Genomic DNA, 24746 nt, shown 5'->3' with positions numbered 1-24746 from the left:
TTCCTCGCCTGCCACTTCCGACGATCGCGTTTCCGCAGCTCGGAGGACAGGCCAGGACACCGGCCATCTGTGGCCGGTCCGGTCGCCGCGCTAGACTCGCCGCCGTCCGGGCGGGCTAGGCGGGGGACCGAAGTGACGGATCGGCTCGGCATATTGGTGCGCCGGTTGCGCACTCAGGCGGGACTGACGCAGGAACAGATGGCGGAACGCTCCGGGGTGAGCGTGCGCACCATCCGTCGGCTGGAGACCGGAAAGGCCGCCGACCACCGTCTGGGTACGGTGAACCTGCTGGCCGATGCGCTCGATCTCGGGGCCGAGGAACGGCGGCACCTGGCCGCCGTTGTCGCCTCGGCGCGCACCTCACCGATTCCCGTACAGGAAAAGGCGGAAGCCGATCCGGCAGAACATGCCGAAGCCGAAGCCGGTGGGAATGTCGGTGGGAAGTCCGGTGGCGTGCTCGCCGACGCGGCCGGGGAATTGGCCCGGGAGGTCGGGCGGCGTTGGCAGAAGGAAGAGGAACAGCGCCGGGTTCACGACCCTTTTCCGCTGCCCGTGCGCTGGAACCGGGCGGCCGCGCAGCTGACCGACCATGCGGAGAACATCCAGCGCCTTCCTCCGGGGGGCCGGCCGGAGCGCATGGACCTGGCCGGTGATCTGCGGAGCGTGGCCGAGGTCTACCGGAGCATTCCGTCCGGGCGGCTGGTGATCCTCGGCCGGGCCGGTTCGGGCAAGTCCATCATGGCGATCCGGCTCGTCCTGGACCTGCTCGCCGGTCCGGACCGAACCGGCCGGGTTCCGGTGATCTTCGGTGTCGGAGCCTGGGACGTGACGGCCGTCGCCTTACGGGACTGGCTCGTCGACCTCCTCCTGCGCGACTACCCGCACCTCGCCCGCCGGACCCCCGCCGGTGCCACCCTGGCCGCCGCACTGGTCGATGCCGGGCTCATCCTGCCCGTCCTGGACGGGTTCGACGAGATCGCCGAAGGGCTGCGGCAGGAGGCGCTCGAAGCGCTGAACGCGACCTCGCTGCCGCTCGTTCTGACCAGCCGGGGCGGGGAGTACGCCGAGGCGGTACGGGCCGCTCGTGCGCCGCTGGTCTGGGCTGCCGGGATCGAACTCACCGGTCTCACCCCCGACGACCTCATGGCCTACCTGTCGAGGGCCGCCCGCCCGGCCGGCCGGGGCACCCGAGAAGGCGACGGGAGCGGCCGGCGGGACGAGGGTGTCGCGGCCGCCTCGTGGGATCCCGTACTCAAGGCGCTGCGGCTCGGCCAGGACCGGGCCGGCGGACGGCTCGCCGAGGTGTTGAGCACGCCGTTGATGACCGCTCTGGCGCGCACGATGTACGGCGAAGCGCCGGGCCGGGACCCGGCCGAGCTGCTGGACGCCACGCGGTTCTCCACCGTGGGGTCCTTGGAGGACCACCTGCTCGCGGGCTTCGTGCCCACGGTCTACCGGCCGCGCGTCGCCGAGCGGGCCGAGGCCGGGGTCCGGGCCCGGGACCGGCGGCGGAACTGGGATCCCGACCGAGCCCGGCACTGGCTCGGCCACCTCGCGGATCACCTGGTCCGGCTCGACCGGGACCGGCAGGACCTCGCCTGGTGGCAGATCGGCGAATCGCTGCCCCGCTCGACGCGTGTCCTGGCCGTCGCCCTGGTCTCCGCGCTCCTCATCACCGTGTCCGACTGGGCCGTCGTGCTGCTCGTGGCCGGGCTGCCGCTCGGCGAGGCGCTGGTGCAGGGAGCCGTGGTCGGGCCGGTCGGCGGGCTCGCCTTCGGGTCGTTCTACGCGGTGATGGCCGCGTACGGCGGCTCCTTCGCTCCCAGCCAGGTGCGCCTGCGGCTGCGCGGCAGGGCCGACGGCGCAGGGCGCAGACCGGTGCGTACGTTCACCGGCCGGTTCGCGGCCGTTCTGCCGGGCGGGTTCGTCACCGGGATCGGGTGCGCGTGCGCCTTCGCCCTCCAGCGGGCCCTGTACGAGGGGCGCTCGCTCACGGATCCCGGGCTGATCGAGACCGTGCTCATCAACATGCTGGCCTTCGGGCTGATCTTCAGCTCGGCCGCCGGTCTCGTCTTCGGGATCCTGGCCGCGCTCGAAACGCCTTTGGACGTCGGCTCCGCGGCCACTCCGGCCGGCCTGCTGTCGGCGAACCGGGCGACCGTGTACCGGCAGATCCTCGTCATCGTTCCGATGCTCACCCTGGCCATCGCGTTCGGCGGAGGGCTGATCGTCCGTCTGCTCCGGGGTCTTCTCGGGCCGATGACCTGGCATCTGCCGGAAGGTCTGGTGATCGGGGCGGTGGGCGGGCTCGGCGGCGGACTCTCGTACGCCTTCTGCTTCACGGCCTGGGGCCAGTGGCTGATCTTCTCCCGGTTCCTGCTGCCGCTCACCGGGAAGCTGCCCTGGCGTACGGACGCCTTCCTCGACGACGCCTATCGGCGAGGCGTCCTGCGCCGCTCCGGCGCGGTCTATCAGTTCCGCCACGTCCGGCTTCAGCACCACCTCGGGCACACCTACCGCCAGCAGCGGGGCAACTACGCACCGGCCAGGTATGCCGGGCCGGAGCCGGTGTCCCGTTAGCATCTCCGGGCCGGTTCGACCGGTGATCTGGTGCCGAGGTGAGCGGGGTCCGGGGTGGCCGGTGGATGGTGGTGCACCGGGGTGCGGTGGCCCGGGGAGACGCCCGAGCTCGGGTGGAGCAGGGGCGGTGACCGGCGGGTGAGCGTGCTCGCGTACGGGGCCGGCCTCGGGTTCCGGGCCCTCGGGGAGCGGCACTGTGCGGGGGCCCGGGGGAACGTGTGCCCGCTGGGGGCCGTGGTGGCCGGGCGCGGTACCGGGGGGCGGTGCGCCGAGTGTGCGCGGCTGGACCGGGCGCACTCGGTGGCCGCCGACACGCTGGCGGACGACCCCCGGACGTACCGCGTGTACCTCGCGTGGTTCGGGCCCGGCCTGGTCAAGGTCGGGATCACCGGGGAGGAACGCGGGGCGGCCCGGCTGCGGGAGCAGGGGGCCGTGGTCTTCAGCTGGCTGGGGCGCGGGCCTCTCATGGCGGCCCGGCGGACCGAGGAGGTGCTGCGGGCGGCCCTCGGGGTGCCCGACCGGATCCCGTACGCCAGGAAGCGGGCCGAGCGCGGTCGGCTGCCGGGGGCCGGGGAGCGGGCCGCCGAGGTGGCGGAGTTGTACGGGCGGGCCGCGGAGCTCGAAGGGCGCGGCTGGCCCGAGTCGTTGGAGCGGCTGCCCCTCGAAGTCGTCGATCAGGCGGGGATCTTCGGGATCGACCGCTCGCCCGCTCCCGTCCGGTCGGTGCGGGAACTGGTCGACGGGGGCGTCGTCGCGGGGCGGCTCGTCGCGGCGGCCGGGCCCGATCTGCACCTGGCGGTGGACGGCGTGGGGGTGGTCGTGCTGGATACGCGGCTGATCACCGGGTGGGATCTCGCGGCCGTACCCGCAGGGGCCGGGTCCGCAGCCGGCATGACCGGAAGAGCTGTGACCGGAGGGGCCGCGTCCGCAGGGGCCGACGGCGATGTATGTGTCCCCCTCATCGACATCGGCAGCGGCGGTGTGCAGGGTGGGTTGTTCTGACCGTCGACCGAAGGAGAGCGTCCGTGGGGCCGGAGAGCGATGACGTGGTGCGGTTCTGGGAGCGGCTCGGGCTGCCCGGGATCATCGACGTGCACACCCACTTCATGCCCGAGCAGGTCCTGCGCAAGGTGTGGGCCTACTTCGACTCCGCCGGGCCGCTCACCGGTCTGGAGTGGCCGATCACCTACCGGTACGAGGAGGACGCGCGGCTGGCCGTGCTGCGGTCGTTCGGGGTGCTGCGCTTCACCGCCATGCTCTACCCGCACAAGCCCGGCATGGCCCGCTGGCTGAACGACTGGGCCGCCGACTTCGCCGCCCGGACGCCCGACTGCCTGCACACCGCGACCCTCTTCCCGGAGGAGGGCGCCGAGCTGTACGTGAAGGAGGCCGTCGAGAGCGGGGCGCGGGTCTTCAAGTCGCACCTCCAGGTCGGCGCGTACGATGCCAACGACCCGCTCCTGGAACCCGTGTGGGGGCTGCTCGCGGAGGCCGGGATCCCGGTGGTGATGCACTGCGGGTCGGGGCCCGCGCCGGGCGCGTACACCGGGCCCGAGCCGATCGGGCGGCTGCTGGCCCGCCATCCCCGGTTGAGGCTGATCGTGGCGCACATGGGGATGCCGGAGTACGCGGAGTTCCTGGCGCTGGCGGAGGCGTATCCCGAGGTCCGGCTCGACACGACGATGGCGTTCACCGACTTCAGCGAGGGGTTCAGCCCCTTCCCGGCGGCGGAGCGCGGGCAGCTCGCCGATCTCGGGGACCGGATCCTGCTGGGGACCGACTTCCCGAACATCCCCTACCCGTACGTCCATCAGCTGGAGGCGCTGGAGCGGCTCGGGCTGGGGGAGGAGTGGCTGCGGGCCGTCTGCCACGGCAACGCGGAGGCCTTGTTCCCCGCCCGGCCCTGACGATGACGAGTCGGGAACGTGGGCGCGTTGTTCCCCGCCCGGCCCGGGGCCCGGCCCCGCTCGGCCCTGACGGGCCTCGGACGGACCGCTTTCTCAGGGAATTCACAGGAACGGGTCAGGCTTCTCTCACGGGTGCCTCACAGAGTGGTGCCCATGACGACGACGACCTCGCCCCAGGGGCGTACCGAACTGCTCAGGCCGGACCGCACCCCCGTACGGGTGCTGGTCGTGGACGACGAGGCTCCGCTCACCGAGCTGCTCTCGATGGCGCTGCGGTACGAGGGGTGGGAGGTGCGCAGCGCCGGGGACGGAGCCGGAGCGGTCCGGGCCGCGCGTGACTTCCGGCCGGACGCGGTGGTCCTGGACGTGATGCTCCCCGACATGGACGGGCTGTCCGTGCTGGGCCGGCTGCGCCGCGAGTACGCCGATGTGCCGGTCCTCTTCCTGACCGCCCGGGACGCCGTCGAGGACCGGATCGCCGGGCTCACCGCGGGCGGCGACGACTACGTGACCAAGCCGTTCAGCCTGGAGGAGGTCGTGGCCCGGCTGCGCGGGCTCATCCGCCGCTCGGGCTCGGCCGTCGCCGCCGGCCGGAGCGAGTCCACGCTCGCCGTCGGGGACCTCGTCCTGGACGAGGACAGCCACGAGGTGAGCCGGGGCGGGGACGCGATCCACGTCACGGCCACCGAGTTCGAGCTGCTGCGCTTCCTGATGCGCAATCCGCGCCGGGTCCTCAGCAAGGCGCAGATCCTCGACCGGGTCTGGAACTACGACTTCGGCGGCCAGGCCAACGTCGTCGAGCTCTACATCTCCTACCTCCGCAAGAAGATCGACGCCGGACGCACGCCGATGATCCACACCCGGCGCGGTGCGGGGTATCTGATCAAGCCCGGTGAGTAGGGGTCGGGGCGGGGGAGTGCTGAGGCGGCCGTGGACGCTGCGGACCCGGCTCGTCGTGTCCGCCGTGTCCCTGATCGCCGTCGTCGCGGCCGTCATCGGGTCCGTCACCGCGATCGCCTTCCACAGCTACATGTACGGCAAGCTCGACGACCAGCTGCACTCCATCGCCGTTCGCGCGGAGCGGCCGCCCGGCCCCCGGCCGGTGCCCGACGTCCTGCGCGAGACGGGTCCGCTCGGCTTCGTCGGCGGGGGCGGGCAGCCGCTCGGCACCTTCGGGGCCCTCGTCGGCGACGACGGGGACGTCACCGCGTCGAAGGTCGTCGAGGACAGCGGGCTGCGCGCCCAGGAGAGTGCGAAGCCGCTGACCGGGGAGCAGCGGCGCGCTCTGGAGGAGGCCGCCGCTCCGGAGACCGGCGATGGGGCCCGGAGCGTGGATCTGCCGGGGCTCGGCGGCTACCGGGTCGAGGCCGCGACCACCACCGAGGGGTACACCGTGCTCGTCGGGATCCCCAGTGCCGAGGTGAGCGGTGCGCTGACCACGCTGATCGTCGTCGAGGTCTGCGTCACCGCCGCCGGGCTCCTCGCCGCCTCGATCGCGGGCACGGTGCTCGTCGGGGTCGCCCTGCGGCCGTTGCGCCGGGTTGCCGCGACCGCCACCCGGGTCTCCGAACTCCCCCTGCACAGCGGTGAGGTGGCCCTGCTGGAACGGGTGCCGGACGCCGAGGCCGACCCGCGCACCGAGGTCGGGCAGGTCGGGGCCGCGCTCAACCGGATGCTGGGGCACGTGGGTTCGGCGCTCACGGTCCGGCAGGAGAGCGAGACGCGGGTACGGCAGTTCGTCGCCGACGCCAGCCACGAGCTGCGCACCCCGCTGGCCTCGATCCGGGGGTACGCCGAGCTGACCCGGCGCGCCACCGGGGGGCGGGAGGCACCGGAGTCCGATCCGGTCACGCGGCACGCGCTCGGGCGGATCGAGTCCGAGGCGGACCGGATGACGGGCCTGGTGGAGGATCTGCTGCTGCTGGCCAGGCTGGACGCCGGCCGGCCGCTCTCATACAGGAGGACCGATCTGCTGCCGCTGGTCGTGGACGCGGTCAGCGATGCGCGGGTGGCGGACACGGGAGGACCGGGCGCGGAGGCCGGGCACCGGTGGCGGCTGGAGCTGCCCGCCGAACCCGTGACCGTCATCGCGGACGCCGCCCGGTTCCAGCAGGTGCTGGTCAACCTGCTGGCCAACGCCCGGACGCACACGCCGCCGGGGACCACCGTGACCGTTTCCGTCACGCCTGCCGTGTCCACCGGGGGACCGGTCACGCTGGAGGTGCGGGACGACGGGCCCGGTATCCCGGCGGAGTTGCTGCCGCACGTCTTCGAACGGTTCGCCCGGGGCGACGCGTCGCGTTCGCGCGGCGCGGATCCGGGAAGGGCGACCGGGTCCACCGGGCTCGGCCTCGCCATCGTGCAGGCCGTCGTGTCCGCGCACGGCGGGCGCGTACGGGTGGACTCCGCGCCGGGCCTGACGGTGTTCGTGATCGAGCTGCCGGCGGAGGAAGCGCCCCGCTCGGACCCGCGGGGCACGGACGCGCGGGTCACGGACGCGCGGGTCGCCGGCCCGCCGGCCGCTGACACCCGGGTCGCGGACTCACAGGGCAGGGACAGGCTCAGCACACCGCTGTGACAGCGCGGGCGGCGAACGTCGGAGCATGACCACCGACAGCCTCCGGAGCGGCCCCGGCGCGACCGGCCGCAGCAGCGGGAACAGCAGCGCCGGCAGCGGTGCGAGAAGTGGCGGCAGCGGCCTCCTGCCGGTCAGGGCGCACCTGCCGGCCCATGCCCCGGCCACCGCGTCCGGCGTCCCCGTGCTCGACGTCGTCGTCCCCGTGTACAACGAGGAGAAGGACCTCCGCCCCTGCGTCCTGCGCCTCCACGGCCATCTCGCACGCACCTTCCCGTACCCCTTCCGCATCACCGTCGCCGACAACGCCAGCACCGACGCCACGCCCGCCGTGGCCGCCTCGCTCGCCGCGGAGCTGCCGGGAGTCCGGTGCGTACGGCTGGAGGAGAAGGGCCGCGGGCGGGCGCTGCGCACGGTGTGGTCGGCGTCCGACGCACCGGTCCTCGCCTATATGGACGTCGACCTTTCCACCGACCTCAACGCCCTCCTCCCGCTGGTCGCGCCGCTGATCTCCGGCCACTCCGACCTGGCCATCGGCTCGCGACTGTCCCGGAGTTCACGTGTGGTGCGCGGGCCGAAGCGGGAGTTCATCTCGCGCGCCTACAACCTGATCCTGCGCTCGTCGCTGGCCGCCGGCTTCAGCGACGCCCAGTGCGGGTTCAAGGCGATCCGGCGCGAGGTGGCCGAGCGGCTGCTGCCGATGGTGGAGGACAGCGGCTGGTTCTTCGACACCGAGCTGCTGGTCCTCGCCGAGCGGGCGGGGCTGCGCATCCACGAGGTGCCCGTCGACTGGGTCGACGACCCCGACTCGACCGTCCACATCGTGCGGACCGCCACCGAAGACCTCAAAGGCGTGTGGCGGGTGGGGCGCGCGCTGGCCGTCGGCGCGCTGCCGCTGGACCGGCTGGCCCGGCCCTTCGGCGATGACCCGCGCGACCGGGCGCTCAGCGGCGTGCCGCGCGGACTGGCCCGCCAGCTCGTCGGGTTCTGCGTCGTGGGCGTCCTGTCCACGCTGTTCTACCTGGCGCTGTACTCCCTCTTCCGGCTCGGCGTCGGCCCGCAGTTCGCCAACGGCGGCGCGCTGCTCGTCTCCGCCGTCGCCAACACCGCCGCCAACCGGAGGCTCACCTTCGGCGTACGCGGCCGGGGCGGGGCCGTCCGGCATCAGGCGCAGGGGCTCGTGGTCTTCGCCATCGGCCTCGCGCTGACCAGCGGCTCGCTCGCGGCGCTGGGCGCGGCCTCCGGATCGCCGTCGCACGGCACGGAGCTGGCCGTACTGATCACCGCCAACCTCGCGGCCACCGTGCTGCGCTTCCTGCTCCTGCGCGCCTGGGTCTTCCCCGAGCGACGCATCACCGAACAGGCCTACGACGACGGCGCGTCGACCGGCACCGGTACCGGCAGCACCGGTACCGGCAGCACCGGTAGTGGCACCGGCACGGCCTCCCACGCCTCCACCTCCACCGCCGTCGCCGTCGTCGTCCAGGCCCGCAACGAACCCGAGGACGTCCGATGACCACGCCCGCCGCCTTCTCCCCGAACCCGATCCCGATCCCGAGCCCGGTGCCGACGCCCGCGCCACGGCTGCCGGAGCCCGATCCCGGCCCGCGCTGGGCACGTCCCGCGCTCTTCGGGCTCCTGCTGGCCGTCGGGCTCGCGTACTTCTGGAACCTCAGCGCCTCGGGATACGCCAACTCCTTCTACTCCGCCGCCGTTCAGGCGGGCAGCCAGAGCTGGAAGGCCCTCTTCTTCGGCTCGCTCGACTCCGCGAACGCCATCACCGTCGACAAGCCGCCCGCGGCCCTGTGGCCGATGGCCCTGTCGGTGCGGCTGTTCGGGCTCAACTCCTGGGCGATCCTGGCCCCTCAGATCCTGATGGCGCTCGCCACGGCGGCCGTGCTGAACACCGCCGTGCGCCGTCGATTCGGGCCGGTCGCCGGGCTGATCGCGGTGGGCGTGTTCGCGCTGACGCCCGTCGCCGCGCTGATGTTCCGCTTCAACAACCCGGACGCGCTGCTCGCCCTGCTGATGACCGTCACCGTGTGGTGCGTGCTGCGGGCCCTGGAGCGGGGGCGGACGACGTGGCTGCTCTGGGCGGGCGCGGCGGTCGGCTTCGCGTTCCTGACGAAGACCCTCCAGGCGTTTTTGATCCTGCCGCCGCTGGCCGTGCTGTACGCGGTGTGCGCCCCCGTTCCCGTACGGAAGCGGCTCGGCCAACTCGCCCTGTCCGCACTGACGATGGTCGTCGCCGGTGGCTGGTGGGTCGCGATCGTCGAGCTGATGCCGGCTTCCTCACGCCCGTACGTCGGAGGCTCGCAGAACAACTCGTTCCTGGAGCTCACCTTCGGCTACAACGGGCTCGGCCGGATCAACGGCGAGGAGACCGGGAGCGTCGGCGGCGGTGGCGGCGGCCGTGGGGGCGGTGGCGGTGGCTGGGGTGAGACCGGGCTCGGCCGGATGTTCAACTCCGAGGTGGGCGGCCAGATCGCGTGGCTGATTCCCGCCGCGCTGATCCTGCTGGTGGCCGGCCTCTGGCTGACCCGGAAGGCGGCGCGCACCGACTCCGCGCGGGCCGCGTTCGTCGCCTGGGGCGGTGCGCTGCTCATGACGGCGGCCGTGTTCAGCTTCATGGCCGGGATCTTCCACCAGTACTACACGGTGGCCCTCGCCCCCTACGTCGCCGCGCTCGTCGCCATGGGCGTCACGGTGCTGTGGGAGGAGCGGGGCGCGTGGTGGCCGCGTGCGGTGCTCGCGAGCACGGTCCTCGTGACCGTGGTCTGGGCGTACGTCCTGCTGGGCCGCACGCCGGATTACCTGCCGTGGCTGCGGTGGGCGGTGGTGGCGGGCGGGATCGTCGGCGCGCTCGGGCTGCTGGCCGCGGGGCGGTTCGGCGGACGGGGGCCGGTCCTCGCCGCGGTGGGGCTGAGCTTCGCGGCCTCGCTGGCGGGGCCGACGGCGTACACCGTCAACACCCTGAACAGCGGGCACCAGGGCTCGATCGTGACCGCCGGTCCTTCGGCCGGGTTCGGCATGGGCGGACCCGGGGGCGGCGGCGGCCGGGGCGGTCCCGGCGGCGGTGACGACGGGCAGCGCGGCGGCATGCAGCAGCCCCCCGGCCAGGGCCAGGGCCAGGGCCAGACTCAGGGGATGCCTCCCGGTCAGGGGCAGGGCAACCAGCAGGGCGGTCAGCGGGGCAATCAGCAGGGCAACGCGCCCGGCGGCACGGGAACCGGCACCGGCACAGGCATGGGCGCGGGCGCGGGCTTCGGCGAGGGCATGAGGGGTGGAGGCGGCGGCATGGGCGGGCTGCTCAACGGCGCGTCCGTCGACGCCGACGCGAAGGCGCTGCTGGAGAAGGGCGCGGACGACTACACCTGGGTGGCCGCGGCCGTCGGCGCGCAGAACGCGGCCAGCTACCAGCTCGCCACCGGTGACCCGGTGATGGCGATCGGCGGCTTCAACGGGAGTGACCCGTCACCGACGTTGACCCAGTTCAAGGAGTACGTCGCGGAGGGGAAGGTCCACTACTTCGTCTCGGGCGGCGGCATGGGCGGGGGCGGCGGTAGGGGTGGCGACTCCGGCACCTCGTCGCAGATCTCCTCCTGGGTGACGGAGAACTTCACCGAGGTCACCGTGGGCAGCGCCACGTTCTACGACCTGACGCAGCCGGCCGGTTGACCGCGGGGCGTACGCGGCCGGGCTCAGAACCCGGCCGCGTACGTCCAGAAGTCCCGCATCACCGGGGGCGCGACGGGCCCGGCCAGCTCCATCTGGGTGAGCAGGACGGCGACCGTGCCCGTGGACGGGACGATGTGGGCCGTGGTGCCGGTGCCGCCGATCCAGCCGTAGCGGCCGAGGACGTTCCAGGGGGCCGCGATCTCGACGTCCACCGAGCCGCCGAATCCCCAGCCCTGGCCCTCGGTGAACAGCCCGCTCGCGGCGCGCTGTTCCGGGGTCAGGTGGTCGGTGATCATCTGGCGGACCGATGCGGCGGCCAGCACCCGGTGGCCGGCGTCGTTCAGGCCCCCGGCGAGCAGCATCCGGCCGAAGGCGTACCAGTCGTCGACGGTCGAGACCAGGCCGCCGGCACCGGACGGGAAGGCGGGCGGGCTGCTCCACTGCCCGTCCGGAGCGTCGACCAGTACGGGCCCGCCCGTAGCCCCCTGCGGCCCCTCTGCCCCCTCTGCCCCCTCCGCCCCGGCCCGGTAGTAGCTGGTGAACCGGTCCAGCGCGGCGGGCTCCACGGAGAACCCGGTGTCCGTCATGCCGAGGGGTTCGAACAGCCGCTCCGCCAGATACGCGGGCAACGGGCGGTCGGCGACCCGGGCGATGAGGACGCCGAGGATGTCGGAGCACGTGTTGTAGAGCCAGCCGTCGCCCGGCTGGTGCAGCAACGGGATCCGGGACAGCGCGGCCATCCAGGCGTCCGGCGCGGGGACGCCCTGTGGCTCGGGCGAGCCCTGCTTCAGCTCCGTGAACAGCGGGGCGACGCCCGGGAGCGAGAAGTCGGACGGGAAGCCGTAGCCGGCCCGGAAGGTCAACAGGTCCAGCAGGGTGATCGGGCGGACCGCCGACACCACGTCGCCGACCGGGCTCTGCGGGGTCCGTACGACCAGCGGCGAGGCCAGCTCGGGCAGCCAGGCCGTCACGGGGTCGGCGGGGGCGATCAGGCCGTCCTCGATGAGCGTCATGGCCGCCGCCGCCACGATGGGCTTGGTGATCGAGGCGATGCGGAAGAGCGTGTCCCGGCGCATCGGCGCGGACCCGGCGAGGCCGGCCGTACCGGCCGACACCACCTCGACCCGCTCGCCCCGGGCGACCAGGGCCACCGCGCCCGGCATCGATCCCCCGGCGATGTGGGTGTCCAGCAGTCCGTGCAGGGGGGTGGTGGTCATGGTCGTCCTTCGTCCGGTGCCGCATGTGCTGTCAGAGGCCTGCCCTCTCGCAGATACCGCCCGCGGGCGGTGGACGGTGAGCGCCCTCGGGTAGGAGGACGCTCACCGGCGGTAAAAGGAGGCATTCAGGCCGAAAGTGGGGACTCCCGGCCCACGCCGGACTCATCGGACCTGGACTCATCGGCTCCGTGCTCATCGGCTCCGGACTCTCGGGCGCGGGCCCCGCAGCCGCGGACTCAGCGGGGCCGCCGCCGTAGCAGCAGGTCCGCCACCACGGGCCGGTGGTCCGATGCGGTGCTCTCCGGCACCCACGCCTTCCGCACCGCGATCCCGCCGCGCGGGCCGTCCTTCGACACCGCCACGAAGTCGATCCGCTTGACCGGGGCCTGCGCCGGGAAGGTGGGCGCACCCGGGTCGGCATCCGCCAGCTCCTGCCACAGCGGGGCCAGTTCGGGGGCGGCGGGCTCCGCGTTGAAGTCGCCGAGCAGGATCCGCGGCCCCCGGTCCTCGGCCATGATCCGCCGGGTGTCGGCGACCTGGGCGACCCGGACGGCGGGGTCCGGGCGGTAGTCGAGGTGCGTCACATACACGTGTACGGGCAGCCCCCGTACGCGTACGACGACCTCGCCGAACCCCGGGGCGGGGGCGGGGACGGGGTTCGGGTCCTGGGTCGAGAGGCGGGTGATCTCGTGGTTCTCGGCGCTCACGATCCGGTGCCGCGACAGCACGGCCACCCCGTACTCCGCCCGGGGATCGCCCGGTCGGGGCGGGTCCAGGCTGTAGATCGGAGCGAAGGAGACGTGCATGCGCAGCCGCCGCGCCAGCTCGCCCGCGAGGTCCCGCCACCCGCTGCGGTCGCCCCAGTGCCGGTCGACCTCCTGAAGCCCGATCACATCGGCGTCCAGCGAACGGAGTTCGGCGGTCTGGCGGTCCAGGTCGAAGACGCCGTCCGGGCCCGCCCCTGCATGGATGTTGTAGGTGGCGACCCGCAGCGGCAGGTCCCCGCCGGAAGGGGGCCGGGGCGTCGTGGCGGCCGCGGCGGGCGGCGCGAGGAAGGCCCCCAGAAGGGTGGCGGCGAGCAGGAGTTGAGGGATGCGAGGGGTGGAGCGACGCAGCGACATGGCTCTCCAACAGGCCGGGAATCGTGCACTTTGTCAGGTCAGCGTCGAGAACCGTACCGCCTGGTCACCGCGCGGGTCCCACCGGCGCGACCGGTTCGTCGGCAGGGAATCGCAGGGGAATCGGGAGGGGGCGGACAGGGGTGAGGCACGGGGGCCGGCCCGGATATATGGACTTGTACGTTGTACAGGGACTGCCTTACGGTGTACATCGCCCACGCCCCATACGCCGTACAACCACCCCGGAGCGAGCTGTCGCCGCCGCACCGGATCCTCAAGGAGCCCGCATGACGGCGCCCGCCGCACAGCGACAAGAACGCGCCCCCCAGGGGCATCCGCAGCGCTGGCTGATCCTCGGCGTCATCTGCCTGGCCCAGCTCACGGTGCTGCTCGACAACACCGTCCTCAACGTCGCGATCCCCTCCCTCACCACGGAGTTGAACGCCTCCACCGCCGACGTGCAGTGGATGATCAACGCCTACTCGCTCGTCCAGTCCGGGCTGCTGCTCACCGCGGGCAGCTCCGCCGACCGCTACGGGCGCAAGAAGATGCTGCTCGTGGGCCTCGCCCTGTTCGGCGTCGGATCGCTCGTGGCCGGGCTCTCCCAGTCCTCGGGCCAGCTCATCGCGGCCCGTGCCGGGATGGGCGTCGGCGGCGCGCTGCTGCTCACCACCACGCTCGCCGTCGTGGTCCAGATCTTCGACGACACCGAGCGCGTCAAGGCGATCGGGATCTGGTCGACCGTGAGCTCCCTCGGATTCGCGGCGGGCCCGCTGTTCGGCGGTTTCGTCCTCGACCACTTCTGGTGGGGCGCGATCTTCCTCATCAACATCCCGGTCGCGCTGATCGCCCTGGCGGCCGTCGTCCGGCTCGTACCGGAGTCGAAGAACGGCCAGGGGGAGCGGCCCGACCTGCTGGGCGCGCTGCTCTCCACGATCGGCATGACCGCCGTCGTCTTCGCGATCATCTCCGGGCCCGAACACGGCTGGGCGTCCGGCCGGGTGCTGCTGACGGCGTTCGTCGGGGTCGCGGTGATGGCCGGGTTCGTCCTGTGGGAGCTGCACATCCCGAACCCGATGCTCGACATGCACTTCTTCCGGAACCAGAAGTTCATCGGCGCGGTGGCGGGCGCGATCCTGGTCGCCTTCGGCATGGGCGGTTCGCTCTTCCTGCTCACCCAGCATCTTCAGTTCGTGCTCGGGTACGGGCCGTTGGAGGCGGGGCTGCGGACGGCTCCGATGGCGCTCACCGTGGTCGCCCTCAATCTGACCGGCCTGGGCGCCCGGCTGGTGCAGAAGATCGGGACGCCCGTCGTCATCGCGGCGGGGATGAGCTGCCTGGCCGCCGGACTCGCCGCCATCGCGCTGCTCGGGCGGGCCGGATACGGCGGCATGCTGTTCGGCCTGGTCGTGATGGGGGCGGGGATCGCGCTGGCGATGCCCGCGATGGCCAACGCCATCATGAGCGCCATCCCGCCGGAGAAGGCCGGGGTGGGCGCGGGGGTCAACGGCACGCTCGCGGAGTTCGGCAACGGGCTCGGGGTCGCGGTGCTCGGCGCGGTGATGAACGCCCGGTTCGCCGCCCTCGTCCCGGCCGCCGTCGGCGCAGCCTCGCTGCCCGCGGCCCTGGCCGCCGCCGACGGGCCCGCCGCCCGTGAGCAGATCAAGGACGCCTTCGCGTCGGGCCTGGAGGTCAGCCAACTGGTCGGCGCGGTCGCGGTGCTGGCGGGCGGTCTGCTCGCCGCGTTCCTGCTGCGCCGGGCCGAACGGGCGGAGGCGTCGGCCGCCGCGTCGGCCGGTCCTGCTGAGGGGACGGCGCCCGCCGCGTCGGCCGGGGCGGGAAGTGCCGCCCACGCCGAGCGGGCCGCCGGCCAGGTGGAGAAGGCCGGGGACCGGGCAGACTCGACGGGCCCGGCGGCATAGCATGCGGACGGACGCGCGTACCGGACCGTCAGCGTCCGGTACGCCGCCCTTCCGGCAGGACCCGCCCGGTCCCGCCGTTCCGGCAGGACGGCTAGGTGGGGCGGTCCGAGCAAGACGAGGAGAGTGCTCCATGGTGTCCGCGTCCGAGTCCGGATCCGGGTCGGCATCCGCGTCCGCGTCCGCGTCAGGGTCAGGTTCCGATTCCGAGTCCGCGTTGACGTCCGCGTCCGAGACCGAGGCCGAGGCCCGCACCGAGACGGTGTCCGAGCCCGAGGCGGTGTCCGAGACCGAGCCCGAGCCCGAGCCCGAGCCCGAGACCGGGACGGCGTCCGAGCCCGGGTCCGAGACCGCGTCCGAGCCCGACCGCGCGAGCGACGCGGCGCGGACCAGCGTGTGGCTGGACCGGCGGACCCCCTCGCGCTCCCGCAGGTCCGAGTCCCCGGCGGGCCTGGACCGCGGCCGGATCACCGAGGCGTCGGTGCGGCTGCTGGACGCCGACGGCCTCGCCAAGTTCTCGATGCGCCGGCTCGCCGCCGAGCTGGACGTCACCGCGATGTCCCTCTACTGGTACGTCGACACCAAGGACGACCTCCTGGAGCTGGCACTCGACTCGGTCTACGCCGAGATCGCCCCGCCCCGCGAGGAAGCCGACTGGCGGGACCGGCTGCGCGAGCTCGCCCGCACCTACCGCGAACTGCTCGTCCGTCACATCTGGATCTCCCCCCTGGCCGGGACCTTCCTCAACATCGGCCCGAACTCCATGCTGTTCTCGTACGCCGTCCAGGACGTCATCCGCGCCACCGGCCTGCCCCTGGAACGGCAGACCGGCGCGCTCTCGGCGGTCTTTCAGTTCGTGTACGGATTCGGCACCGTCGAGGGCCACTTCAAGGCGCGGTGCGACGCGACCGGGCTGACCCAGGACGAGTACCACCAGCGGGCGATGGGGACGATCCGGGCGCAGCCGCACCTGCGGAAGATCGTCGATTCCTCCGCCGCCCTGATGGCGGCCCGGGGCGGGGAGACGGTCGAGGAGATGCGGGAGCGGGACTTCGTCTTCGCGCTGGACCTGGTGATCGCGGGCATCGAGGCGATGCGTGACCGGACGGGTTCGCCCACTCGGTAGCCGGACCGGACCCGCGTTCGGCGGCCGCCGCGACCGGACCGGCTGCCCGTCAGTAGCCGCGCCCCACGTCCACGGTCAGCTCGGGCCGGCGGCCCGCCGCCACGGCCTCCCAGCAGGCGGCGAAGTCCACGGCGACGTCCTCGTCGGCGGTGATCCCCGAGGAGTGCGAGGTGATGACCGTACGGGGCAGCTTCCACACCGGGTCCCCGGGCGCGGCCGGTTCCTCCGGCAGCACGTCCAGCACCGCCCGCCGCACCGCTCCGCCGCGCAGCGCGGCCTCCAGCGCCGCCAGGTCCACGGTCGCGCCCCGCCCCACGTTGACGAACGTCGCCCCGCGCACCGCCGCGAACCGGGCGGCCCCGAAGAAGCCCTCCGTGGCCGCCGTCAACGGCAGGGTCGAGATCACCCAGCGGGCGGAGCCCAGCGCTCCGGTGTCCTCGCCGGCCCCGATCACGCGGTCGAAGCCGGGCACCACCCGCTCGGAGCCCGGTGCGGGACCGGACCGCGCCGCTCGGGCGACGCCCACGGTGCGCACCCCGCAGCCCTGCAACAGCCGTCCGACAGCGGCCCCGATGCGGCCGGTCCCGTAGATCAGGGCGGTCTGCCCGGCGATGAGCTCGGAGGGGAGGCGCTCCCAGTGCGCGCGGGCGTGCTGGGCGGTGAACTCCGTGACCGACTGGCACTCGGCGAGCAGCCAGGCCAGGACGTACTGGGCCATCCGCTCGCCCATCCGGCCCACGGTCCGGGTCAGGAGCGCCGCGGCGGGCCAGGGGCCCCCGGCGAGCAGCGGGTCGGTCCCCGCGTTGACGCTGTGGAACCAGAGCAGACGGTTCGTCCGCAGCGCGGCGGGCAACGTCTCGCCCACGCAGAGGAGGGGCACGTCGGACGGCGGCGGGATGTCCTGGAGGGGCTCCGCGCCCCGTCCGGCGATCCGCTCGAGCTCCCGCACCAGGCCGCCGTCCAGCGAGGGAGCGACCAGCAGCCGGGCCCGCACGAGGGCGTCGGGCGCGGGCAACGGCGTGGGCGCGGGCAGCCCGCACGCGAGCGCGGAGGGCAACCGCCCCGGGACGGACGAGGGCGGCACCCGCCCAGCGCCCCCGGCAGTCGCGTCCCGCCCGGCGGCCCCGGCGCCCCTGACGCTCACGTCCCGCTCGGCACCCCCGACCGTTCCGGCAGTCACGTCCCGCCCAACACCCCCGGCGCTCACGTCCCGCTCGGTGCTCCCGGTCATCGCGGGATCAGCTCCCCGGAGCCAGGTGCGCCGGGAAGCCGCCGGTGGCGACGGGACCCCAGCGCTCCGGGGTGACCCGGATGATCGACTTGCCCTGCTTCACCATCGCCGCCCGGTACTCGTCCCAGTCCGGGTGCTCGCCCGAGATGTTCCGGAAGTACTCGACGAGCGGCTCGACCGAGTCCGGGGCGTCGAGCACCTCCGCCGAACCGTCGACCTGCACCCACGGCCCGTCCCACGCGTCCGACAGCACGATCACGCTGACCCGCTCGTCGCGCCGCGCGTTGCGGGTCTTGGCGCGCTCGGGGTACGTCGACATGACGATCCGCCCCGCGTCGTCCACCCCGCAGGTCAGCGGGGACCCCTGGGGGCGGCCGTCGGCCCGGGTGGTGAGCAGGACCGCCCGGTGCCGGGGGCGTACGAACGCCAGCAAGTCGTCGAGCTCCACAGCGGTGTTGGTCGCGATGTTCGGTGCCATGCCCACCACCCTACGACCGGCTCCAGGAGCTAAGGGCTGGCCCGTAATCCCTGGTGGATCAGCGCGCGGCGTCAGATGCGGTGCATCGCAAGGCGGAGGGGCGTCCGCATACTGGATGTATTCGGGCGTTCCGACAACGCGGCGAGGTGCCGTAGCTGTCGTCGCGCGCCCGCCAGGGATTACGGGCCAGCCCTTAGCCGGGCAGCGCCTCGCCCTGGACGGCCTGGATGTCCAGCTCCACGCGCAGGGTCGTGCCGATCGCGGAGATGCCGGCCTGGAGGACCTGGTTGTAGTTCATCGCGAAGTCCTCGCGGCGCAGTTCGGCGGTGGCGTGGAAGGCCGCGCGCACCCCGCCCCACGGGTCGGGCCCGGTGCCGAGGTAGCTGAGGTCCAGGTCGACGGGGCGGGAGACGCCGTGCATGGTCAGCTCGCCGTGCACGGTCCAGCGGTCGGGGCCGGCCGGGACCAGTGAGGTGGAGCCGTAGGCGATCTCCGGGTACCGGTCCACGTCCAGGAAGTCGGGCGAACGCAGGTGCTTGTCCCGCATGCCGTTGCCGGTGTCGATGCTGGCCGCCCTGATCACCGCGTCGACCCGGCAGCGGGCGAGGTCGTCGGAGATCTCGATCCGGCCGCCGAAGTCGGTGAACCGGCCGTGCACGCTGGAGATGCCCAGGTGCTGGGCGACCGCGGCGACCGAGGAGTGCGCGGGGTCCAGCGACCAGGCGCCCGGCGGCGGCAGTTCCACCCCGCCCTGGCGGGCCAGCACGATCTGGCCGGCCTCGATCCGGCCGCTCGCGGTGACGAGGGCGGTGGAGGCGGCGGGGGCGTACCCGACCGCCGTGACGATCACCGTGTACGCGCCGGCCGTCAGCGAACCGTCCGTGCGGACGGCCCCGTCCTCGTCGGCCGCGGCGCGCAGCACCTGGGCGCCGGTCATGTCGGTGACGGTCACGATGGCGTGCTGGACCGCCCAGCCGTCCCGCGTCCGTACCTGTGCGCGAAGTCCCATCCCGTATCTCTCTCCTAGCTCGATGACCCGGACGCGGCCCGAAGGAACGCGGGGGTCACATGAGTCGGGCCCCGGGGCGGTCACGGCAGGCCGTCCCCTGCCTGCCGTACCCGCCACCGGGGCCCATTTCCACCCGGCCGCGACAGCCTCTCCGCTGGGAGTGCTGTCCGGCCAGGGGTCTTCGCGATCCCTTCACGTGCTCACGTGAAAGGAACCCGTCACTCGCCGGGGTGGGCGAGCTCGATGTCGTGCCCGTCGACTCCCCGGCCGCTCACGGTGAGGGAGCCGGCCACCGGCGGGTAGCCGGTCGCGACGACCGAGTACTCGCCCGCGTCCAGGTCGGTGAAGGCGTACGCGCCGTCCTCGCCGGTCGTCGCGGTGGCGACGACGTTGCCCGCCGCGTCGATCAGCGTGACCCGGGCGTCGGCCAGCGGGCTGCGGGCGGACCCGGCCCGCACGAGGCCCTGGACCAGCGCGCCGGAGCGCAGTGCGGCCTCGACACGGGTGACGCCCTGGCCGCCGATCTCCACCGGCAGCGCCAGCGGGCGAAAGCCGTCCGCGTTGACCGCGACGGTCACGGAGCCCGGGATCAGCTCGCCGAAGGCGAACTCACCGGCCGGGCCGGACGCGCCGGTGGCCAGCACGTCGCCCCGGACGTCGGTCACGATGACCATCGCGCCGCCGACGGGAGCGCTGGACTCGGCGGCCTTCACGGTTCCGGCCAGTCCGCTCGTACCGGACAGCAGGATGTCGAAGGCCAGCGGCTCCGCGCCGACGACCACCGTGGACGCCTGCGGCTGGAAGCCGTCGGCGGAGGCGATCAGCACGTAGCTGCCGGAGCCGGGGGCGTCCAGGGTGTAGCCGCCGTCGGGCCGGGCCACGGAGCGTCCGAGCTGCCGGCCGCCCAGCGAGATCAGGGTGACGGCCGCACGGGCGACCGGAGCGCCCTCCGCGCCGCGCACCACACCGTGCACCGGTGTGCCCCGGACGGTGCCGACGGTGTCGAAGGCGGCATGCGGGACAGGGGCGTCGGAGGTGTCGACCGAGGTGACCCCGGCCGCGCCCTCGGAGACGAGCCCGGCCGCGCCGACGGCGGCGGGTACGGGGACCTCGGCCGTCTCGGCGGCGGCCGGAGCCTCGACGGGAGTGTCGTTCGCGGCGCTGCTCTTCAGCGCGACCTCCTTGATGAAGATCGTCACGATGAAGGCGACGAGCGCGGCCGGAGCGGCGTACAGGAAGACGTCTCCGACGCCGTGCCCGTACGCGGCCTCCATGACCAGGCGCAGCGGCTCGGGCAGCTTGTCCAGGTCGGGGATGCCCCCGCCGCCGGTGCCGCCGTGGCCGAACGCCGCACCCTCCGGGCCGAGGGCGGCGATGCCGTCCTTGACGTAGTGGGTGACCCGGTTGCCGAGGACCGCGCCGAGTGCCGAGACGCCGATCGCACCGCCGAGGGACCGGAAGAAGGTGACGACGGAGCTCGCGGAACCGAGGTCCTCGGGGGCGACCTGGTTCTGGGTGGCGAGGACCAGGTTCTGCATCATCATGCCGATGCCGAGGCCCATGACGAACATGAAGATCGCGACGTGCCAGTACTCCGTGTCGTACCGGATCGTGCCGAGCATGCCGAGCCCGGCCGTGACCAGGAAGCCGCCGCTGACCAGCCACGCCTTCCAGCGTCCGGTCTTGGTGATGACCTGGCCGGAGATGGTCGAGGAGAGGAAGAGCCCCGCGATCATCGGGATGGTCATCACGCCGGACATCGTCGGCGACTTGCCGCGCGCCAGCTGGAAGTACTGGCTGAAGAAGACGGTGCCCGCGAACATCGCGATGCCGACGAACAGCGAGGCGATCGAGGCCAGCGTGATGGTGCGGTTACGGAAGAGGCGCAGCGGGATGATCGGCTCGCTGGCCCGCGACTCGGTGAAGACGAAGAGCAGGCCCAGCAGGACCGAGCCCGCGACCATCACGTAGGTCTGCCAGGACACCCAGTCGTACTTGTCGCCCGCGAAGGTCACCCAGACGAGCAGGAGCGAGACGGCGGCGCTGATGAAGAACGCGCCGGTCCAGTCGATCTTGACGCCCTCGCGCTTGACGACCGGGAGCTTCAGGGTCTTCTGGAGCACGACCAGGGCGATCATCGCGAACGGCACACCCACGTAGAAGCACCAGCGCCAGCCCATCCAGCTGGTGTCGGTGATGACGCCGCCGAGCAGCGGGCCGCCGACGGTGGCGACGGCGAAGACCGCGCCCAGGTAGCCGCTGTAGCGGCCGCGCTCGCGCGGGGCGATCATCGCGGCCATGACGATCTGCGCGAGGGCGGAGAGCCCGCCGACGCCGATGCCCTGGACGACGCGGCAGGCGATGAGCATGCCGCTGCTGGTCGACAGACCGGCGACGACCGAGCCCAGGACGTAGATGAGCAGGGCTATCTGGACCAGCAGCTTCTTGCTGAAGAGGTCCGAGAGCTTGCCCCAGAGCGGGGTGGTGGCGGTCATGGCCAGCAGCGAGGCCGTCACGACCCAGGTGTAGGCGCTCTGACCGCCGCCGAGGTCGGAGATGATCTCGGGCAGGGCGTTGGAGACGACCGTCGACGAGAGGATCGCGACGAACATGCCGAGCAGCAGCCCGGTCAGCGCCTCCATGATCTGCCGGTGTGTCATCGGCGTGCCGTCGGGGGCGCCGGAGGCGGTGTTGCCCCCGTGCCCTCCGTGCTTGGCGTGGCCGCCCCGCACACCGGTGGGTGTGGTCGTAGCCATTGAGTTCCTTATCCGTGCGTATTTGCTTCTGTTACACAGGTGTACGGGTGTGAGCCTCGTCGCCGAGGCGGGTCCTGCACTCGCCGGTGTGACGTCCGGGCGCGCAGCCGCCGGATCCGCGACAGGCGAAGCTGTCGCGCAGCCGGGACAGCAGCGCATTGAGCCGGCCGACGTCCTCGTCGGACCAGTCCTGAAGGTTGTGGGCGAACATCTCGGTGGTCCGCCGGGTCAGCTCGTCGAGCTGCGCGAGACCGCCGGGGGTCAGCCGCAGGATGCGGGACCGCTTGTCCGCCGGGTCCGGGGACCGTTCGATCCAGCCGCGATCCGCCACATGGGCCACATGGCGACTGGTCACCGACATGTCCACGGACAGCAGCTCGGCGAGCCGGCTGATCCGCATCTCGCCGTGCCGGTCCAGGAGGGTCAGTACGGCGGCGGATCCCGCGGGGCACTCGTGGGGCAGCGCGCGGGCGAGCCCCCTTTTGACGGCCCCGACGGCGCTGAGCTGCCGGGCCAGTTCCTCGTAACTACTCCGTGCGGCCACGGGAACCCCCACCACAATCACGACTATGTTGTTGCTTAGGGCAACGATAGAAGCCGTTGGTTGCTGCAGGCAAACGAAAACGGGCTTGCAGAAGTAAAGGAACGCAAAAGCCTCTGTAGGGTCCAGGTCAAGCCCGTTCTCCGTGCGCGCCGCCGCAGGTCGGACGGGGTCCCGGGCGGCCCCGGGGGTTGGGCCGGGGGCCCGAGTTCGCTAGGGTCCTGCCCCATGGCACACAACCCCCACGCCCCTCAGCCGGGCCCCGAGGGCAACCCCGACCCGGCGGGCAGCACGCAGATGTTCCGCGCCTTCGTCGACGAGGGTGAGCCGCAGCGCCGGCAGCAGCCCGCGGCGACCTCGTCCAAGCCGAGAGTCGGGGTGATCGCGGCGGTGGTCGCGGTCGTCGTCGTTCTCATCGCGGTGGCCTGGCTCGCACTGGGCTGACCCGCGACGGCACGACCGTACGGCAGCACGACCGTACGGCTGCACGACAGCACGATCCGGCCGCACGGGTGACGGACAGCGGAGCCGCGACAGCCGGCCGCCGCTCCGCCCCCGAGCGGCCTTCGTGCGTTGGGGAAGGTCCGGAGCAGTCCGCTCCCGCTCTCCCTTTCCCTCTCTCGCCCTCCCCGTGCGGGCCCGGGTCACTTCCACACGGCGGAGACGTCCTGTGTCTCGACGCGCATCCCCAATGGGACCCGCCAGGACTCCACGCAGACGGTGTACGTCTCCGAGCGCGCCGCGCCCGCGCCGATCGGGGCGGGGAGGGGCTGGGACGAGGTGATGGTCGCCCAGTCCACACCGAGGGCGCCGATGATGTGCGTGGCGAAGGTGACGGTTCCCGAACGCGCCGGGGAGCCGCCGGTGTTGCGGAATTCCACGGTCACCTTCTCGCACCACCGCTGGTCCGCCGCCGCACGCTGCGGCGCGCTCCACGTCAGCGCGGCAGGGGTCGCGGGCGGTGCGGGAGGGCTCGGGGTGCCGGGGGCGCCGCCCCCCGGAGCGGGGCCGTCCGGGGGCGAGGGGGTGCCGCGCCCGCCGCCGGGAGAGGACCCCGAACCGCTGCCCGGCGTCGAGGGCTTCCCGCCCGGCCCGGCGGGTGAGCCGGCCCCCTGACCGCCCGGCGTCTGTGTACGCGCCCCGCCGGGACCTTCCTGGGCGCGCCCAGGCCCGCTCGCACCCGGGGAGGAGGGCGCGGGCGAGGGATGACCGGAACCGCGGCTGTCAGGGCCGCGCTCACGGCTCCCGCCGCTTCCGCTTCCGCTGTCGCCGCTCCCGTCCAGCGGGACCAGCTTCACCTTGCCCGAGGGCTTTCCGCCCCCGTCGGCGGGCCGCTCCCCGCCATCGGCGGCGGCGCCCACCGCCACGTATCCGTCGTCGCCCGGCCCGCCCCCGCAGGCGACCAGGAAGCCGCCGCCCAGACACAGCGCGGCCGCCGAGGCGGCGATCACGGTGCCCCGGCGGCCGATCGGTCCGCATGTCTGACGTCGCATCGCGCCAGTGTCACTGACGCTCCGTCAAATCTGAACCCTCGTGCAGGGCCCGCGTCCCCGCACGTCTCTCTCGCTGCTCCGGCTCAGTCCGCGATGAGCCCTTCCCTGAGCTGCGCGAGGGTGCGGGTCAGCAGCCGGGAGACGTGCATCTGGGAGATGCCGACCTCCTCGCCGATCTGCGACTGCGTCATGTTCGCGAAGAACCGCAGCATGATGATCTGGCGCTCGCGCGGGGCGAGCTTGGCCAGCAGCGGCTTCAGCGACTCGCGGTACTCGACGCCCTCCAGCGCCGAGTCCTCGTACCCGAGGCGGTCGGCGAGCGAGCCCTCGCCGCCGTCGTCCTCGGGCGAGGGGGAGTCCAGGGAGGAGGCGGTGTAGGCGTTGCCGACGGCGAGGCCGTCGACCACGTCCTCCTCGGAGACCCCGAGCGCGCGGGCCAGCTCCGGGACGGTCGGCGAACGGTCGAGCTTCTGTGCGAGCTCGTCGCTGGTCTTGGTCAGCGCGAGACGCAGCTCCTGGAGCCGGCGGGGGACCCGCACGGACCAGGAGGTGTCGCGGAAGAAGCGTTTGATCTCGCCGACGACGGTCGGCATCGCGAACGTGGGGAACTCCACGCCCCGTTCGCAGTCGAACCGGTCGATCGCCTTGATCAGGCCGATCGTGCCGACCTGGACGATGTCCTCCATCGGTTCGTTGCGGCTGCGGAACCGCGCCGCGGCGTACCGCACCAGCGGGAGGTTCAGTTCGATCAGTGTGTCCCGCACGTAGGTCCGCTCCGGACTGTCCGTTCCCTCGGGGCCCGAGGCGGGTCCGAGTGCGGCGAGCCGCAGGAACAGGGAGCGGGACAGCGTGCGGGTGTCGATGGCTTCCGGTGAGCTGGTGAGCACGGCGGGTGCCGGCACGCTCTTCGTGAGCGTGAGCACCTTCGAGCTGCCCTGTTCTTCGGACATGCCACCCCCTTGAGGTCGCGGACGGTCGCGGTGGCCGCGACCATCGGAGGAACGCAGCCTCCACCTGAATACCGGAGGCGGGGCTGCGGCAAACGCGCTTCGAGCAGAATGTCACATGTCGGCAACACGCTGTAGTGACATGTCGACAAGTCAGCGCCGAATCCGCCC

At 73.1% G+C, this 24746-nt stretch carries 19 protein-coding genes; 10 read left to right on the top strand and 9 right to left on the bottom strand.

Going from position 1 to position 24746, the window contains the following annotated elements; translation table 11 throughout:
• Positions 1–132: 132 nt before the first annotated feature.
• The 7 genes from ACH4UK_RS17590 to ACH4UK_RS17560 all read left to right on the top strand — a co-directional run bounded on the left by ACH4UK_RS17590 (position 133) and on the right by ACH4UK_RS17560 (position 10740).
• The gene (locus ACH4UK_RS17590; protein WP_398357231.1) at positions 133–2580 is read left to right on the top strand and encodes a helix-turn-helix domain-containing protein; all 2448 of its coding nucleotides are present in this window, start codon (positions 133–135) and stop codon (positions 2578–2580) included.
• Positions 2581–2634: 54 nt separating this feature from the next.
• On the top strand, positions 2635–3582 hold the full coding sequence (locus tag ACH4UK_RS17585; RefSeq protein WP_398357229.1) for a DUF2797 domain-containing protein: 948 nt from the start codon (positions 2635–2637) through the stop codon (positions 3580–3582).
• A 23-nt stretch (positions 3583–3605) separates the two neighbouring features.
• Positions 3606–4487 (top strand): amidohydrolase family protein, encoded by an 882-nt coding sequence (locus ACH4UK_RS17580; protein WP_398357227.1) that lies wholly within the window; start codon positions 3606–3608, stop codon positions 4485–4487.
• Positions 4488–4640: 153 nt separating this feature from the next.
• A complete protein-coding gene (locus ACH4UK_RS17575; RefSeq protein ID WP_398357225.1) occupies positions 4641–5387 on the top strand; it encodes a response regulator transcription factor in 747 nt (248 codons plus the stop codon).
• Between the two features lie 16 nt (positions 5388–5403).
• Positions 5404–7065 (top strand): ATP-binding protein, encoded by a 1662-nt coding sequence (locus tag ACH4UK_RS17570; RefSeq protein WP_398357223.1) that lies wholly within the window; start codon positions 5404–5406, stop codon positions 7063–7065.
• Between the two features lie 25 nt (positions 7066–7090).
• Positions 7091–8578: a glycosyltransferase gene (locus ACH4UK_RS17565; RefSeq protein ID WP_398357221.1), complete on the top strand. Its 1488-nt coding sequence runs from the start codon at positions 7091–7093 to the stop codon at positions 8576–8578.
• A complete protein-coding gene (locus tag ACH4UK_RS17560; RefSeq protein WP_398357220.1) occupies positions 8575–10740 on the top strand; it encodes a glycosyltransferase family 39 protein in 2166 nt (721 codons plus the stop codon). Before ACH4UK_RS17565 ends, ACH4UK_RS17560 begins: the two co-directional genes overlap by 4 nt.
• A 23-nt stretch (positions 10741–10763) precedes the next feature.
• On the opposite strand, the gene ACH4UK_RS17555 is transcribed toward ACH4UK_RS17560, so the two are convergent.
• Both ACH4UK_RS17555 and ACH4UK_RS17550 read right to left on the bottom strand, forming a co-directional pair.
• The gene (locus ACH4UK_RS17555) at positions 10764–11957 is read right to left on the bottom strand and encodes a serine hydrolase domain-containing protein (RefSeq protein WP_398357218.1); all 1194 of its coding nucleotides are present in this window, start codon (positions 11955–11957) and stop codon (positions 10764–10766) included.
• Between the two features lie 236 nt (positions 11958–12193).
• Positions 12194–13078 carry an endonuclease/exonuclease/phosphatase family protein gene (locus ACH4UK_RS17550; protein WP_398357216.1) on the bottom strand — a complete coding sequence of 295 codons (885 nt, stop codon included), beginning with the start codon at positions 13076–13078 and terminating at the stop codon, positions 12194–12196.
• Between the two features lie 284 nt (positions 13079–13362).
• Between ACH4UK_RS17550 and ACH4UK_RS17545 the strand changes: the two genes are divergently transcribed.
• Both ACH4UK_RS17545 and ACH4UK_RS17540 read left to right on the top strand, forming a co-directional pair.
• Positions 13363–14997 (top strand): MFS transporter, encoded by a 1635-nt coding sequence (locus ACH4UK_RS17545; RefSeq protein WP_398357214.1) that lies wholly within the window; start codon positions 13363–13365, stop codon positions 14995–14997.
• 391 nt (positions 14998–15388) lie between these two features.
• A complete protein-coding gene (locus ACH4UK_RS17540; protein WP_398357759.1) occupies positions 15389–16120 on the top strand; it encodes a TetR/AcrR family transcriptional regulator in 732 nt (243 codons plus the stop codon).
• A gap of 49 nt (positions 16121–16169) precedes the next feature.
• On the opposite strand, the gene ACH4UK_RS17535 is transcribed toward ACH4UK_RS17540, so the two are convergent.
• The 5 genes from ACH4UK_RS17535 to ACH4UK_RS17515 all read right to left on the bottom strand — a co-directional run bounded on the left by ACH4UK_RS17535 (position 16170) and on the right by ACH4UK_RS17515 (position 22138).
• Positions 16170–17153 (bottom strand): NAD(P)-dependent oxidoreductase, encoded by a 984-nt coding sequence (locus tag ACH4UK_RS17535; RefSeq protein ID WP_398357757.1) that lies wholly within the window; start codon positions 17151–17153, stop codon positions 16170–16172.
• A gap of 205 nt (positions 17154–17358) precedes the next feature.
• Positions 17359–17829, bottom strand: coding sequence for a PPOX class F420-dependent oxidoreductase (locus ACH4UK_RS17530; protein ID WP_398357213.1), 471 nt, complete (start codon positions 17827–17829; stop codon positions 17359–17361).
• Between the two features lie 193 nt (positions 17830–18022).
• Positions 18023–18838: a YceI family protein gene (locus ACH4UK_RS17525; RefSeq protein ID WP_398357211.1), complete on the bottom strand. Its 816-nt coding sequence runs from the start codon at positions 18836–18838 to the stop codon at positions 18023–18025.
• Between the two features lie 218 nt (positions 18839–19056).
• Positions 19057–21594 (bottom strand): MFS transporter, encoded by a 2538-nt coding sequence (locus ACH4UK_RS17520; RefSeq protein WP_398357209.1) that lies wholly within the window; start codon positions 21592–21594, stop codon positions 19057–19059.
• 31 nt (positions 21595–21625) lie between these two features.
• Entirely contained in the window at positions 21626–22138 is a 513-nt protein-coding gene (locus ACH4UK_RS17515; protein ID WP_398357207.1) for a MarR family winged helix-turn-helix transcriptional regulator, read from the bottom strand.
• Between the two features lie 225 nt (positions 22139–22363).
• Here ACH4UK_RS17515 and ACH4UK_RS17510 point away from each other — a divergent pair, with 225 nt between their 5' ends.
• Positions 22364–22579: a hypothetical protein gene (locus ACH4UK_RS17510; RefSeq protein WP_398357205.1), complete on the top strand. Its 216-nt coding sequence runs from the start codon at positions 22364–22366 to the stop codon at positions 22577–22579.
• Between the two features lie 200 nt (positions 22580–22779).
• Here ACH4UK_RS17510 and ACH4UK_RS17505 read toward each other — a convergent pair whose 3' ends face one another.
• Complete coding sequence (locus ACH4UK_RS17505; RefSeq protein WP_398357204.1) at positions 22780–23628, bottom strand: hypothetical protein; 849 nt, start codon at positions 23626–23628, stop codon at positions 22780–22782.
• 83 nt (positions 23629–23711) lie between these two features.
• Entirely contained in the window at positions 23712–24578 is an 867-nt protein-coding gene (locus ACH4UK_RS17500) for an RNA polymerase sigma factor SigF (protein WP_018958648.1), read from the bottom strand.
• Positions 24579–24746 lie beyond the last annotated feature (168 nt).

The sequence above is a fragment of the Streptomyces sp. NPDC020884 genome (assembly GCF_044333935.1).
Classification (GTDB): Bacteria; Actinomycetota; Actinomycetes; order Streptomycetales; family Streptomycetaceae; genus Streptomyces.
The sequence above is the reverse complement of the archived record's forward strand: the minus strand, read 5'-3'. Positions and strand labels throughout refer to the sequence as shown.

Coding starts and splice junctions, on each gene's coding strand:
- ACH4UK_RS17500 (WP_018958648.1), bottom strand. CDS start 24,578: ATGTCCGAAGAACAGGGCAGCTCGAAGGTGCTCACGCTCACGAAGAGC.
- ACH4UK_RS17545 (WP_398357214.1), top strand. CDS start 13,363: ATGACGGCGCCCGCCGCACAGCGACAAGAACGCGCCCCCCAGGGGCAT.
- ACH4UK_RS17520 (WP_398357209.1), bottom strand. CDS start 21,594: ATGGCTACGACCACACCCACCGGTGTGCGGGGCGGCCACGCCAAGCAC.
- ACH4UK_RS17525 (WP_398357211.1), bottom strand. CDS start 18,838: ATGGGACTTCGCGCACAGGTACGGACGCGGGACGGCTGGGCGGTCCAG.
- ACH4UK_RS17550 (WP_398357216.1), bottom strand. CDS start 13,078: ATGTCGCTGCGTCGCTCCACCCCTCGCATCCCTCAACTCCTGCTCGCC.
- ACH4UK_RS17505 (WP_398357204.1), bottom strand. CDS start 23,628: ATGCGACGTCAGACATGCGGACCGATCGGCCGCCGGGGCACCGTGATC.
- ACH4UK_RS17560 (WP_398357220.1), top strand. CDS start 8,575: ATGACCACGCCCGCCGCCTTCTCCCCGAACCCGATCCCGATCCCGAGC.
- ACH4UK_RS17530 (WP_398357213.1), bottom strand. CDS start 17,829: ATGGCACCGAACATCGCGACCAACACCGCTGTGGAGCTCGACGACTTG.
- ACH4UK_RS17510 (WP_398357205.1), top strand. CDS start 22,364: ATGGCACACAACCCCCACGCCCCTCAGCCGGGCCCCGAGGGCAACCCC.
- ACH4UK_RS17565 (WP_398357221.1), top strand. CDS start 7,091: ATGACCACCGACAGCCTCCGGAGCGGCCCCGGCGCGACCGGCCGCAGC.
- ACH4UK_RS17575 (WP_398357225.1), top strand. CDS start 4,641: ATGACGACGACGACCTCGCCCCAGGGGCGTACCGAACTGCTCAGGCCG.
- ACH4UK_RS17555 (WP_398357218.1), bottom strand. CDS start 11,957: ATGACCACCACCCCCCTGCACGGACTGCTGGACACCCACATCGCCGGG.